Raw genomic sequence first — 13,451 nt, forward strand, 5'->3', positions numbered from 1 at the left:
GCATTGATCATCTCTTTTTAAAGCAGGAAAAAATTATGTCACACCTGGGAAAGTGGTTGAACAACGAAAAAATTCAGTATGTTGAAGCGGTAGCAGACTGGAAAGAGGCCGTGCAGATTGCGGGGCGTCCATTACTGGCGGAGGGCGCAATTTCGCAGGATTACATTGACGCCATCATCCGTCAGAAAGAAGAGATCGGGCCCTATTTTGTTATCGCCCCCCGGATTGCCATGCCGCATGCCAGGCCTGAACAGGGCGCAAAAGCCCTGGGGTTATCGATTGTCAAACTGGCTAACCCGGTAAAGTTTGATGCTGATGAGAACGATCCGGTAGACGCCATTTTTATGTTCGCGGCACCGGACAGCAACAGCCATATCGAAATGATTTCTCAGATGGCAGAAGTGCTTTCCGATGATGAAATAATGGAAACGATCTTTGCTGCGCGTAGCAAAGAAGAACTCAAAGCAATTCTACTGGCCGACAATAGTGTCAGTCAGTAAACAACAAATAATTAACGGGTGAGGCAAGATATGAAAATTTTAGCGGTTTGTGGATCGGGTCTGGGCAGCAGCTTCATGATGGAAATGAACATCAAAAAAGTGTTGAAGAAACTTGAAGTGGAAGCTGAGGTAGACCATTCCGATTTAGGGTCTGTAACCCCCGATCTGGCTGATGTATTTGTGATGGCTAAAGACATTGCTTACAGTGCGAATCTTCCTGAAGACAAGGTCATTATCATCAACAACATCATTGACCTGAAAGAGGTCGAGCAAAAAATACGTGAGTATTTCGATAAGCACTGATTCCTGAATTCAGATTAACGCCTTAAGTAGAGGTTACTATGTTTGCTCACAACCTTTTGCAGTTTGTCGTCGATGTCCTGAAAGTGCCCTCCATCCTTGTAGGACTGGTGGCATTGTTCGGACTGATGGCACAAAAAAGCCTTTCCCTGATGTTATCAAAGGGACAGTCAAAACTATCCTGGGCTTTTTAGTGCTGGCTGGTGGTGCATCCGTACTGGTCGGGTCACTGACGCCGCTGGGCGACATTTTCAAACAGGCTTTTGATGTTCAGGGGATCATCCCTAACAACGAAGCTATGGTCTCGATTGCGCTGGCTAAATATGGTGCGCCAACCACGCTGATTATGGCATTCGGGATGGTGGCGAATATTGTTGTCGCCCGTTTTACCCGCCTGAAATATATCTACCTGTCAGGGCATGTCACTTTCTATATGGCGTGCATGGTGGCGATCATCTTGTCAGTGGCTGGTTTTGAAGGTATTCAGCTTATTTACACCGGCTCTTTACTGCTGGGTATGCTGATGGCCACTTTCCCGGCGCTGGCTCAGCCCTATATGCGTAAGATTACTGGCACTGACCAGGTTGCTTTAGCGCATACCGGGACGATTGGGTATATCTTATCCGGCTGGATTGGATCCCTGGTAGGTAAAGGATCCAAATCTACCGAAGAGATGAACATGCCAAAAAACCTGAGTTTTTTGCGTGACAGCACCATCTCTATCTCCCTGACGATGTTGATTATCTATTTGATTCTGTCGATTTCAGCGGGCAAAGAGTATGTGGAAAGCAACTTCAGTAATGGTCAGAACTATCTGGTCTACTCCTTTATTCAGGCCATTACCTTTGCTGCGGGCGTATTTATCATTCTTCAGGGTGTACGTTTAATTCTGGCGGAAATTGTCCCGGCCTTTACAGGATTCTCTGAGAAGCTGGTGCCCAATGCAGTGCCTGCGCTGGATTGCCCAATCGTCTTCCCTTATGCGCCAAATGCCGTTCTGGTTGGGTTTATCTCCAGCTTTATCGGCGGGCTGGTAGGGCTGTTCGTTCTGGGTCAGCTTCACTGGGTGCTGATCCTGCCGGGTGTGGTGCCGCACTTCTTCTGTGGGGCAACGGCTGGCGTATTTGGTAATGCCACCGGTGGTAAACGCGGGGCGATGCTGGGGGCTTTTGCTCACGGTATTTTGATCACCTTCCTGCCGGTTGCTCTGTTGCCGGTACTGGGTGCGATTGGCCTGACTAATACCACCTTCTCGGATACTGACTTTGGCGTGACGGGCATTATTCTCGGCAATATGGCGCGCTTTATGGATAAAGGCACCATCACCATGGTAATTACCGGTATCTTTGCGCTGATGGTTATTTATAACTTTACGGCTAAAAAGAAGCCAGTGGTGGAAGAGGAAGTGAGTTAAACCTTTGACGTAACCTCAGGCAACATTTAGCAAGAGGATATCCGGCATTTTCTGACAGTGAAAATGCCGGATTATTTACTGCTCCGGGAACTGTTCAGACTGGAGAACGCCATTAAAAGCGTTCTCCAGTTTTGCTTTCAGGAGCGTTTATTTCGCCAGAGCTAAGCCATCACGGCGATGATCTGACCCGGCAACATAGGCCACGCCATCCCGGCTTTCATCGTGATCGATGCGCTGAGCCAGTTGAGCGCTGCCGAAATCCAGATTACCCGGCGGCAATACTTCCGGCGCATGGCCCATCGCTTTCAACCCTTCAACGACTTCATCAGAGACAGTTGGCTCCAGAGTCAGCACCGAATCATCGTTGATACGCCAGCGTGGGGCATCAGAGCAGGCTTGAGGATTATGCCCCTCAGCGACACTGCGCAGCACCATCTGGACATGTCCCTGTGCCTGCATGTTGCCACCCATCACGCCAAATGCCATGACTGGCTTCTCATCACGGGTCAGAAACGCCGGGATAATACTGTGTAGCGGTTTTTTAGATGGGCCAACCTGGTTGACATGGCCGGGCGTGGTGACAAAACCGTAGCCGCGATTGTGCAATGAAATCCCTGTGCCCGGCACCACAACCCCCGAGCCAAAGCCACGGTAGTTAGACTGGATGTAGGAGACCATCCGGCCCTGGTCATCTGCGGCACAGAGATAGACAGTGCCACTGCTTTTAGGCGTTCCGGCAATGTGTTTACCCCGTAAAGCTGGGTTGATCGTTTTGGCGCGTTCAGCAAGGTACTCTTTGCTTAATAACGAGGTCGGATCAAAGCGCATATGCCGCGTATCACCAACGTGCTCATGCAGATCGGCGAAGGCGAGCCGCATTGCTTCAATTTCCAGATGCATACGTTCGGCAGAACCCGGTGCCGTTTCGTTATAGGCAAGGTTATCCAGCAGACCCAGCGCAATCAGGGCGGCGATACCCTGACCATTAGGTGGGATCTGATGCACTTTATAACCCTGGAAATCCACCGAGATCGGCTTAACCCATTCGCTTTTATGCGCGGCCAAATCTTCGAGGCTTAAAACTGCGCCGTGTTGTTCCGCGAAGTCGACGATTTTGCGCGCAAGGCGTCCACGATAAAACGATTCCCCTTCGGTCGCGGCAATCTCTTCCAGCGTGTCGGCCTGCTCAGGGAAACGCCAGATTTCACCGGCTTTTGGCGCTCTTCCATCAATCGTGAAGGCGTTAAAACCAGGCTGCATATGCAGATCTTTAACCGACTGCTCCCACTGACGGGCAATCACCGGGCTGACCGGGAAGCCTTCGCGGGCATAGCGGATGGCATCAATAAAGAGATCTTTAAACGGCAGCTGGCCAAACTTTCTGGAAAGCTCAACCCAGCCTGCAACCTGGCCTGGTACAGTAACGCTTTCCCAACCACGATAAGGCATAGAATCCAGACCGGCAAAGCGCTCAGGTGTCCAGCCAGCCGGGGATAAGCCCGAGCTGTTCAGGCCGTGCAGCGTTTTGCCATCCCAGACCAGCGCAAAACCGTCGCCGCCAATGCCGTTCATCACCGGCTCAACCACGGTGAGCGTGATGGCCGTAGCCAGCGCCGCATCAATGGCGTTTCCGCCACGCGCCAGCGCAGCAGCACCCGCCTGAGCGGCCAGAGGCTGAGAGGTGGCCACAACGTTGCGGCCTGTTACAGGCTGTCTGCCTGATGAGAAAGGTAGATCCCAGTTCATAATTTTCCCCTGCTTAAAGTGCAGCAAAAACAGCGTCGATGTCTTTCAGTAAACGTTCTGCATCCTGGGCGGTGAAAATAAGCTGTGGGCGGATCTTAAGCACGTTACCGTGGAACCCGGTTGCGGAGATCAGTACACGACGATCGCGCAGGGCATTAACCAGGCCCGCTGCCGTTTTCTGATCCGGCGTTTTGTTTTCAGCATCGCTGATGATTTCCACGCCCATATAGAGGCCAACGCCGCGCACATCCCCGATCTGAGGATAACGTCTGGCAATACCCTGAACGCCTTCAAGCAGCAGACGGCCCACTTTATCGCAATTTTCCATCAGCTTGTCTTCGACAATAACGTCTAACGTTGCCTGAGCCGCGGCGATTGCCACGGTATTGCCGCCAAAAGTATTGAAGTAACGCATATCACGGCCAAAGCTTTCCACCACCTCGTGCGTGACGGCGATACCGGCAACCGGATAGCCGTTGCCCATTGGTTTGCCCATGGTGATGATGTCTGGATCGATACCGTGACGCTGATAACCCCACATCGCATCGCCGCAGCGGCCAAAGCCACACTGCACTTCATCGGCGATAAACAGGCCGCCCGCTTCTCTGACCACTTCAGCCACCGGTGCGAGGATATCCGGGTAAGGATAGATGCCGTCGGAGGTGAACAGGGAGTCAACCACAAAGGCTGCCAGGCCATCACCGTGACGTTCGAGATCTTTGATTTGCTCTCTGACATGGGCCGCCAGCAACTTGCCCATCTCTTCTGGTGATGTGCGGTAAGAATCCGGGGCAGGGACGCGACGAACCCAGGTGCCTAACGGCGAGTGCTCACCCAGCGAAGGGGAGAAGGAAGCCGTCATATCAGAGTTACCGTGATAGGCCTCAGAAGTGACGATAATGCCGTTTTTGCCGGTATGGTGTTTAGCAATACGAATCGCCAGATCGTTGGCTTCTGAGCCGGTACAGGTGAACATGGTATGGCCGGTTTCACTCATGCGGCCGCCAAAGGTTTTCAGCAGTTGCTCAGAGTAATTCAGAATATCGTCGCTGACATAACGGGTATGGGTGCAGAGTTTTTCCATCTGCTGAGCCACCGCCTGAACGACGCGAGGATTGCCATGCCCGATAGAAACCACGTTGTTGTAGGCATCAAGATATTCATTGCCGTTCTTATCCCAAAGCAGCACGCCTTTCGCTTTGCTGATTTCCACAGGATTGCTGTAGAACAGGCGGTAGGAAGGCCCAAGTAACCGCATACGACGCTGTACCAGCTCGCGGGTTTCTGCATCGAGATGATCAAGATCGTTCGGGTTAAATGCGTTGTTCATTTTACCGCGAGGTGCATTTGGCTTAGAAGTTGTCATAAAAACAGTTCTCTTATTGATGGACTTGAGGATAAAACTACTCTGCCAGGGCAGTAACGTTTTTTAAGGAGGCGGAAACTTCTTCTACTGAATGGGCAAGGAACCAGCGGAGTTGTGCCCAGCCCTGTTCGGTATTGCGCATGATGTAGGGTTCGTTTTCCGGGAAAAGCTTCACGCGCCAGTGGGTGATCAGGGTTCTGGCAATCACCCGCGCCATGGTCAGGTGCGGGATCAGCTCAAGCTCTTCCTCTGTGAGTTCAGTAACTTTGAGATAACCGGCTAAAAGATCTTTACCCGCGTTAAAAATATCTTCTCCGCGTTCACCCTGCGCATTACGGGGCAACTGGTTCAGCAGGGCAGTTGAAACATCAATGGCTATGGCTGTTTTCACCGCGTCACCAAAATCGATAATGCCGGTGACGAAGGCAGACGCATCGTGATCCACCACGATGTTGGACTGGCTGAAATCGTTGTGCAGCACCTGTGTGCGTAACGCTCTGATACGGGGAAGCAGAGCAAGATAGCGATCCATGCCCTGTTCGAGCAGTGCGCGTTGTTCTTCGTCGGCAATTTCGGGCAACAGATGCTGAAGCTCTTTCAGATGCTGCACATCCCATGCCAGTACGCGGGAGTCGCCCAGATGAGAAAAACCGGTACAGGCCAGGCGTAACCGCCCGAGCACTTCCCCAATGTGCTCGCGTTCCGCCGCTGATGAGGTGGTTCTGTCCAGAGGTGTTCCCTCAAGATAAGTCATCAGGCGAACATGCCTTGTCTGTCCTGCCCGGTCGGTGATCACCGGGTGCAGAGAGCCGTCAAGCGCCTTGACCGTATGGGGGACAGGTAAGGAGGGATCCTGGGTAGTGATGTATTCCAGCAACTCTGTCTGAAAATCAATTTCCTCACTATCCTCAGAAGGATTAGCCACCTTAAGAATATATTTCTCGCCCTGGCTGGTTTTCATCAGGAAGGTGTCATCCTTCTCGGTATCCAGACGCTGTGCAGAAGCTGAAAGGCTGTAAACAGTGGAGGCCAGGCGGATAGCTTCATATTCCCCCATCACCGTATAGGCGCCGGCAAGGCCACCTTCTTCTGCCACTTTCTCAATATTGTCATCGATAATTTGCGTGGTTGGTTTCATAGTGATTACTTAATTAGTGAGTATCAGTACACTCTTTCTGCCTTTGTTGTCGTTTGTCGACAATTTAAAAAGGCAGAAAGATCCCCATTTCAATGTGCTTATTCAGCCGCAAGCGCTACTGCCAGTTCCCTGCTGCAACTGAAGGTAATCAGTGATTTATAATTCCGAAATTATCTGGTCGAACAGGGCAACCGACGCCCTGGCCACTTCAGCGGCCTGATGAGGTTTCACTCCGGCCACGCCTACTGCACCTATCGTCTGTTCAAAAGCGATAAGTGGGATACCGCCTTCAAGAGCGCCTTTCACCGGCGCGCTGAGAAACGCAACCCGGCCACTGTTGATCTCGTCTTCAAAAACTTTGGTTTCGCGACGGGCAATGGCAGCCGTTTTAGCTTTATCCTGAGCGATATAAACGCTCACTGGCGAAGTGCCATCCGTTCGGGCGACCATCACCGCGTGTCCACCGTCATCAACTACGGCTACAGCCACATTCCAGCCTTGTCCGGTCGCATAATTCATCGCCTGATTGCAGACTGCTCTGGCCGTGGCTAAATCAATAATCAGCTTACTTTTCATATTTTTATCCTTTTACCCTTACAGATCATTGAGCAAGCCGGTGGAGAACCACGGCACCAGAGCGACAACCAACACCACTGCGATAAAAGCCAGCATGTAGATCCAGATATCTTTCATCACTTTATCTGGTGCTACCTGACCAATTGCACAGGCTGAGTAGAATCCGACGCCGAAAGGCGGAGAGAAGAGGCCAATCGACATTGAGAGCACCACCACCATTGCATAGTGCACGCCGTGAATACCGAATTCACTGGCGATAGGGAACATCAGAGGAGCAAACAGGACGATGGCCGGGAACCCTTCCAGAATGCTGCCCAGAATGGCGAAGAACACCACCGACACCAGAATGAAGCCAATCCAGCCACCGGGCAGGCTCTTCATCAGGGTCATCAGGTCATCTGAGAAGCCACTTTGAGTCAGCGCCCAGGCCATACCGCCCGCCAGGCCGGTCACCAGCATAATGGCGCCCGTCAGTGAAGCAGTGGCGATCATCGCGCGGTAAATACGTTTCAGCGGGAACTTACGGTAGACAAAGAGTCCACAGAAGATGGCGTAAACCACGCCTACCGTTGCCACTTCCGTTGCCGTCGCCACACCTTCCACCACTGCCGCGCGAATCAGTAAAGGAAGCGCGAGGGCCGGAAGGGCGATGACCAGCGCTTTAAACACCTCTTTTTTACTGGCGCGTTCTGCACTGACCGTGGTGCTTTTGCGCTGGCGGAAGAAGACCACCGCCGCCAGAGCCAGCAGGCCGAGCAGGGCCGGAACAAGTCCACTGACAAACAGCGCGGCAATCGAGACGCCCGATGAAACCCCCACAGCGATAAGAATGATGCTTGGCGGGATAGTTTCAGCCATCGCCCCGGATACCGAGAGCAGCGCGACAGTCTCGCCTTCGCTGTTTCCACGACGTTTCATTTCCGGCAGCAGGATCGGGGCAATTGCCGCCATATCAGCGGATTTTGAACCTGAAATTCCCGATACCAGGTACATCGCAGCAATCAGAACGTAATGGAAGCCGCCCTTCACATGGCCCAGCAGTTTCACCATCAGGTCGATCAGCGCTTTGGAAAGCCCGGTGGCTTCCAGCAGGACGCCGACGAAGATAAACAGCGGAATGGAAAGCAACACAAAGTCAGAGATAGCCGCATCCAGCCGGTTGATCACTATGCTGAACGGCGCATGGGTCATGATGGCGATATAGGCCAGGGTCGCCATGGCAAAAGTCAGGGCAATTTCCAGGCCCGCTGCGATACAGACCAGCACCATCAGCACAAAGAAGAAAATCAGGCTGTAATTGCCGATGCTGTTAAAAAAGGGCCCTGCTGCCCAGAAAGCGACCGCAATCACGCCGATAATTACCGCGGATCCTAAAAGGGTGGAGAGACGGGCGATATCCTGCAGACGTGAAAGACAAGTCAGCAACATCAATGCAAAACCGACGGTGATAGAGGCCGCTCTGTATCCCACTGAAATTTGAAGAGAAGGGGTCTTCTCAATCCAGGAGTGCAGGGTGTAATTCCATGAAGCGACCAGCAGAACGGCGATCACTGCCGTAAGCAGTGTCCAGGTAAACACCTGCAGGCGATGCTGAGTGGATTGTGAGAACTTGTCGACAATAAAACCGAGCTTCATATGCTGAGCGTTGCGCAGGGCCAGAACAGCGCCAAACATAGAGAGCCAGGCAAACAGGATTAATGCCAGTTCATCACTCCAGAAAATGGGCGAGTGCAACACGTAACGGGCGAATACCCCCATTGCAAGGAGCACTGTCTCAAACAGGATAATAGCCGCAGCCAGGCCACCCACTATCTCTCCAGCGATCGCTTCGATACGCCCCAACAGCGTCGGGCGACGGTCGGAATACAGTGAATTTTCCACAGAAAAGGGGATACTCATATTTACCTCAGGAACTTAGGGTAATGAAACAAACAATCATGCGGTGGCATACTTTTCGTAAAGCGCCCACACTTCCTCACCAACAATCCCGCGCCACTTTTTATAAAAACCGGCATCAACCAGCTTCTGGCGGAAGGGTTCTCTGTCGACATCATTAAACGCCATGCCTTTTTTGCTCAGAGAGTCACGAAGCTGGGTATTCAGCGCAACCATGTCCTTACGCTGTAACAGGGCAGTATCATTAAAGGTCTGAGTAAACACGGTGCGAAGGTTATCCGGAATACCGCTGTAGATATCACTGTTACACACCACGGTCAGCCCATCCCACATGTGGCTGGTCATTGAGCAATACTTCTGCACTTCATAAAACTTCCAGAACTCAGCGTGGGTAAGGGCATTCTCCTGACCATCAACCACATGCGTTTTCAGGGCTGAGTAAGTCTCTTTAATGCTCAGTGAAGTGGGCGCTGCCCCCAGTGAAACGAACAAATCCTGTTGTATACGTGCGCTGGGAACACGAATTTTCATCCCGGCGAGATCCCCAACGGTCTTAATCGGGTGCACGTTGTTGGTAATCTGACGGAATCCGTTGTCCCAGGTTTTTTCAAGGGGAGTGATACCCAGTTTGGACAAACGCTGGCGGACGTAGTGGCCCACATCGCCATCCCAGGCTGCCCAGACGGTATCGTAGTTCTTATAGCCGAAACCCAGACCGGCAATGTTAGCGGAAGGCTCCAGAGATTCGAAAAACAGCAGAGAGGTGCAGACGGCATCCAGTGCACCAGAACGGACCTGGCTCATCATGTCGCTGTCAGATCCCAATGCGCTGTCAGCGAAGATTCGGACTTTTAACTGACCGTTGGTTTTGGCTTCAACGGCTTTAGCCGCCTCTTTCAAACGCACGTTAAGAGGGTGCGCGCTGGGAAAAGAATTTCCAATTTTGAGTGTGTAGCTGGATCCTGCAGCAAAGGCTTTCGAAAAAGTTCCCGCTAAAGGCAACGTCAGCACTGCGGCGGCCGATGCTTTTAAAAACTTGCGACGGTTAATGCTCATGGCAATCTCCACAAAAGGACTGATTTTCATTATTAAGTGATGATTGTCGACAACCAACCATGCTGTTTTTTACTGAAGCAATTTAAAGGCCAATATTCAAATTTGCGCAAAATATTATTTATAATTGTATGTTTTAAATGGATTTATTGTTAATTTCAGACTGAATGGTAAATATTAATCTGGGGGTGTGGTGGCTTTTTGATTGCACCAAATAAACGCACTGAAGCACTATTTTGGGGAGGATTAAATTATATTGACGACAATCGCCGATGGTCGTAGCATCTTATTTAAACCCCACCCGTTATCCTGTGTCAGGGGCGTTTTTTAATAGCAATCAGCTACTGATTCTTTATAAATAAGGTAAATATATGTCGGATACTATCAAGCCTGTAGGAATGGCCGTTGTTGGCGCAGGCCGCGTTTCAGATGCCCACCTCGGTGCCATCACCTCGCAGCCGGAGAAAGGGAAACTGATCGCGGTTATCGATCAGAACATTGAGCTGGCCAGAGCTTCTGCCGCAAAGCATGGCGCGCTTTATGCCTTTTCCTCCGTTGAAGAAGCGTTAAATTGTTCAGAAATTGAAGCCTTCGATCTTTGCCTGCCTAACCAGTTACATGCTCCTGTGGCCATTGAATGTCTTCGCGGTGGCCGACATGTGCTGGTTGAAAAACCCATGACGGATGATTACCAGACGGCAATGCAGATGGCCGCCGTGGCAGATGAAACGAAACTTGTTCTCGCCATTGGGCAGTCGCGTCGTCATGGTTCAGCAGTGCGTTACGTTCAGGACAATATGGCGCGTTTTGGCACCTTGCGTGCCGTTCAGGCCTCATTCTGCATGTACTGGGATGGCCCACAGGCACCCTGGTGGAAAGATCGCACGCGTGAAGAAGGTCTGGTTTTCCCGATGCTGGGATCGCATGCGATTGATTTTGTCCAGGCAATGCTGGGAGACTACCCGCTGCGGGTTCATGCGGAAGCGGCCGGACTGCGTGACTGCTGGAAAGCAGAAGATGAAGCGATGATCCTGATCCGCTATCCGGATGATAAGATGGCTACCGTTCATTTGTCTTACAATCAACAGCCATTCTTCGAGCGCTACGTGCTGTTGTTTAACGGATATGTTGTGGAAATCCGCGATGTGAACACCGTCTTAGTCAATGGGGAAGTTGTGCTTTCTCCGCCAGAAGGCGAGGGCGCTACGCTGTTGGTCACGAATGAACTGTTCCGCAATCAATTTACTGAATTTGCGCATGCAATTCGTGGCTTGCCTAACAGAAGCGTTCTGCACCATCCGGGTGCGGCACTTATCAGAGTCATTGAAGCTTCACTGACCTCTGCGCTGAAAGGCGAAACCGTTCACTTCGACTGGTAATTCCCGCCGGTTGATCCAGAGCTAACTTAACCAGGTTTCAGAAAGGATACTTATTGTGGTTGTTAAACGTTCACTCGCGCCGTTAGAAAAGCGGTCAATAGAAGCACTGGCTACAGACAGCCTGCGGGAATTTATCCTTTCTGGCGCACTGCAGCCAGGTGAGCGGATCACAGAAACCACGCTGGCGGATCAGATGGGGATTGGCCGGGCAACCCTGCGTACCGGCTTGCACCAGTTGGCCTCGGAAGGATTACTGGTCAAAAAACCCTATACCAGTTGGGAAGTGAAATCCCTGACCGCTGACGATGCCTGGGAACTCTGGACACTGCGGGCCAGCCTTGAAAGTCTGGCGATCAGGCTGGCCGCGGAGAATATGACGCCTCATTTGCAGTCCCTGATTGAAGAGGCGATGAACAACCTTGTCCATGCCTGCATGAATGGCGATGTGCATGAGGCAAGTGAATGCGATTTCGCGCTTCACCGCACGTTGATTGAATGCGTTGGGCATACACGCCTTGCCGATCAGTATCGTCTGGTTGAGCAGCAGGTCCGCCTTTATATCCAGATCAGCAACCAGTTAATGACCGGTAATCTGCCTGGCATCATTGAGCAGCACCGGCCCATGATCGATGCGTTGCTGCGGGGCGATGGCCTGGCGGCCGCACATGAAGCCTGGGCGCACAATGAAAGCGAGGGTGGCAAGCTGGTGGCCTGGTTACATCAGCGTGCAAGGCTCGAGTCCGCAACTAAACGTTAATAACAGGAAATGAAAAATGGGTACCACCGCTATTCCAGTGACTAAGGGAAGGCCTCCCTTCGACAGTAAGAAACTTGATACTTATCTCGAGAATGCCGGATTAGACGTTATTCTGGTGTCATCACGCCATAATCTGCGTTATTTACTCGGTGGTTATACGTTTTTCTTTTTTGACTCTTTTGAAGCCTTTGGCACCAGTAAATATTTCCCGTTGATGGCCTATTTCCGGGGGAAACCGGAAAAAACAGTCTATATCGGTCATGGTATGGAATCCTTTGAACTGGAGCTGGATAAGTTCTGGATGCATGAAGTCAGCACCAAAGCCTGGGGTATTCAGGATTCGCTGAACTTTGCCGTGCCCTATATCCGGGATATGGGGGCAGATATTACCAAAATCGGCATTGAACCTGACTTCCTGCCTTATGAAGCCGCACTGGCATTAAAGAAACATTTGCCCGGCACTGAACTGGTCAATTGCCAGCGTCCTCTGGAACTGTTGCGGTCGATCAAAACTTCCCGTGAACTTGAGATGATCAAAAAGGCTTCCGATGACGTGGTTCACTCAATGCTGGCCGTTGTGGCTGCGCACGGTCCTGGCGCCACTAAACATCAGTTGGTTTCGGCACTTGCAGCCGAAGAGATCAAACGTGGCCTCTCTTATGAATACTGCCTCATTACCGCAGGAACCAGCCTTAACCGCGCTCCTTCTGATTACGTTCTGAAGCAGGGCGATATTGTCTCTATCGACTCAGGTGGACAACTCGGAGGTTACATTGGCGATCTTTGCCGTATGGCCATTGTGGGTGAGCCGGATGCGGAACAGGAAGACTTGATCGCGGAAGTTGATGCCATCCAGACGGCAGCCCGCGGTGCCATTCAGGCAGGTGTATCAGGCAAAGAGATCTACACTGCCGCCAATGCGCAGATTGCACGTTCGCCTAATGCAAAATATGTCGACTTTGTGGCTCACGGCCTGGGGCTTGTCACCCACGAGACTCCGCGTCTTGCCCCATCTGGCTACCCGTACGACAACCCGGATGCTGAACGCCCGCTGGAGCCAGGCATGGTGATATCTGTTGAAGCGGCGATTAAACATCCCCGCGTAGGCTTTATCAAACTGGAAGATACCCTGGCCATTGAACTTGATGGTTCCGTAAAGGCTTATGGGGACTTTGGCCGTGGCTGGACTCGCTTCGGCGGTTGAAGAGAGTTTTACCCTGTGACTTGAAGGGCGGAGTCCCTGTTTATATTAACGTCAGTTTCTATCGTGATGGATGAGAATGGTTAATCCCGGGCAGGATAGCGCCCGGTTTTTTCAATACGAAA

The 13,451-nt window shown here is 51.7% G+C and carries 11 protein-coding genes and 1 pseudogene; 6 read left to right on the top strand and 6 right to left on the bottom strand.

Annotated features, from left to right (window positions below; all coding sequences use genetic code 11):
- Nucleotides 1–35 precede the first annotated feature (35 nt).
- From VRC33_RS10730 to VRC33_RS10740, 3 genes and pseudogenes are all read left to right on the top strand, one after another.
- Nucleotides 36–500, top strand: a complete 465-nt coding sequence (locus tag VRC33_RS10730) for a PTS sugar transporter subunit IIA (protein WP_338563671.1) — start codon at nucleotides 36–38, stop codon at nucleotides 498–500.
- Nucleotides 501–530: 30 nt separating this feature from the next.
- On the top strand, nucleotides 531–803 hold the full coding sequence (locus VRC33_RS10735; protein ID WP_338563673.1) for a PTS sugar transporter subunit IIB: 273 nt from the start codon (nucleotides 531–533) through the stop codon (nucleotides 801–803).
- Between the two features lie 38 nt (nucleotides 804–841).
- Nucleotides 842–2,214: pseudogene (locus VRC33_RS10740) on the top strand (PTS ascorbate transporter subunit IIC).
- Nucleotides 2,215–2,361: 147 nt separating this feature from the next.
- Here VRC33_RS10740 and VRC33_RS10745 read toward each other — a convergent pair.
- From VRC33_RS10745 to VRC33_RS10770, 6 genes are all read right to left on the bottom strand, one after another.
- Nucleotides 2,362–3,960, bottom strand: a complete 1,599-nt coding sequence (locus VRC33_RS10745; protein ID WP_338563676.1) for a gamma-glutamyltransferase family protein — start codon at nucleotides 3,958–3,960, stop codon at nucleotides 2,362–2,364.
- A gap of 13 nt (nucleotides 3,961–3,973) precedes the next feature.
- Nucleotides 3,974–5,326 carry an aspartate aminotransferase family protein gene (locus VRC33_RS10750; protein WP_338563678.1) on the bottom strand — a complete coding sequence of 451 codons (1,353 nt, stop codon included), beginning with the start codon at nucleotides 5,324–5,326 and terminating at the stop codon, nucleotides 3,974–3,976.
- 37 nt (nucleotides 5,327–5,363) lie between these two features.
- Nucleotides 5,364–6,464 carry a phosphotransferase gene (locus tag VRC33_RS10755; RefSeq protein WP_338563681.1) on the bottom strand — a complete coding sequence of 367 codons (1,101 nt, stop codon included), beginning with the start codon at nucleotides 6,462–6,464 and terminating at the stop codon, nucleotides 5,364–5,366.
- A 156-nt stretch (nucleotides 6,465–6,620) separates the two neighbouring features.
- Complete coding sequence (locus VRC33_RS10760) at nucleotides 6,621–7,040, bottom strand: heme-binding protein (protein WP_338563684.1); 420 nt, start codon at nucleotides 7,038–7,040, stop codon at nucleotides 6,621–6,623.
- An 18-nt stretch (nucleotides 7,041–7,058) separates the two neighbouring features.
- On the bottom strand, nucleotides 7,059–8,939 hold the full coding sequence (locus VRC33_RS10765) for a TRAP transporter large permease subunit (RefSeq protein WP_338563686.1): 1,881 nt from the start codon (nucleotides 8,937–8,939) through the stop codon (nucleotides 7,059–7,061).
- Between the two features lie 36 nt (nucleotides 8,940–8,975).
- Nucleotides 8,976–9,992 carry a TRAP transporter substrate-binding protein gene (locus VRC33_RS10770; protein WP_338563689.1) on the bottom strand — a complete coding sequence of 339 codons (1,017 nt, stop codon included), beginning with the start codon at nucleotides 9,990–9,992 and terminating at the stop codon, nucleotides 8,976–8,978.
- Between the two features lie 368 nt (nucleotides 9,993–10,360).
- On the opposite strand from VRC33_RS10770, the gene VRC33_RS10775 reads away from it, so the two are divergent.
- Genes VRC33_RS10775 through VRC33_RS10785 form a run of 3 tightly spaced genes read left to right on the top strand, consistent with a single transcriptional unit; the run spans nucleotide 10,361 to nucleotide 13,329 of the window.
- Nucleotides 10,361–11,368, top strand: coding sequence for a Gfo/Idh/MocA family oxidoreductase (locus VRC33_RS10775; RefSeq protein WP_338563692.1), 1,008 nt, complete (start codon nucleotides 10,361–10,363; stop codon nucleotides 11,366–11,368).
- Between the two features lie 55 nt (nucleotides 11,369–11,423).
- Complete coding sequence (locus tag VRC33_RS10780) at nucleotides 11,424–12,125, top strand: GntR family transcriptional regulator (RefSeq protein WP_338563695.1); 702 nt, start codon at nucleotides 11,424–11,426, stop codon at nucleotides 12,123–12,125.
- 16 nt (nucleotides 12,126–12,141) lie between these two features.
- Nucleotides 12,142–13,329 (top strand): Xaa-Pro peptidase family protein, encoded by a 1,188-nt coding sequence (locus VRC33_RS10785; protein WP_338563698.1) that lies wholly within the window; start codon nucleotides 12,142–12,144, stop codon nucleotides 13,327–13,329.
- Nucleotides 13,330–13,451 lie beyond the last annotated feature (122 nt).

This window comes from Erwinia sp. E_sp_B01_1, from assembly GCF_036865545.1.
GTDB lineage: Bacteria > Pseudomonadota > Gammaproteobacteria > Enterobacterales > Enterobacteriaceae > Erwinia.

What these genes read in the sequence shown, in the direction of transcription:
- VRC33_RS10730 (WP_338563671.1), top strand. Translation starts at nt 36, where the DNA reads ATGTCACACCTGGGAAAGTGGTTGAACAACGAAAAAATTCAGTATGTT.
- VRC33_RS10735 (WP_338563673.1), top strand. Translation starts at nt 531, where the DNA reads ATGAAAATTTTAGCGGTTTGTGGATCGGGTCTGGGCAGCAGCTTCATG.
- VRC33_RS10745 (WP_338563676.1), bottom strand. Translation starts at nt 3,960, where the DNA reads ATGAACTGGGATCTACCTTTCTCATCAGGCAGACAGCCTGTAACAGGC.
- VRC33_RS10750 (WP_338563678.1), bottom strand. Translation starts at nt 5,326, where the DNA reads ATGACAACTTCTAAGCCAAATGCACCTCGCGGTAAAATGAACAACGCA.
- VRC33_RS10755 (WP_338563681.1), bottom strand. Translation starts at nt 6,464, where the DNA reads ATGAAACCAACCACGCAAATTATCGATGACAATATTGAGAAAGTGGCA.
- VRC33_RS10760 (WP_338563684.1), bottom strand. Translation starts at nt 7,040, where the DNA reads ATGAAAAGTAAGCTGATTATTGATTTAGCCACGGCCAGAGCAGTCTGC.
- VRC33_RS10765 (WP_338563686.1), bottom strand. Translation starts at nt 8,939, where the DNA reads ATGAGTATCCCCTTTTCTGTGGAAAATTCACTGTATTCCGACCGTCGC.
- VRC33_RS10770 (WP_338563689.1), bottom strand. Translation starts at nt 9,992, where the DNA reads ATGAGCATTAACCGTCGCAAGTTTTTAAAAGCATCGGCCGCCGCAGTG.
- VRC33_RS10775 (WP_338563692.1), top strand. Translation starts at nt 10,361, where the DNA reads ATGTCGGATACTATCAAGCCTGTAGGAATGGCCGTTGTTGGCGCAGGC.
- VRC33_RS10785 (WP_338563698.1), top strand. Translation starts at nt 12,142, where the DNA reads ATGGGTACCACCGCTATTCCAGTGACTAAGGGAAGGCCTCCCTTCGAC.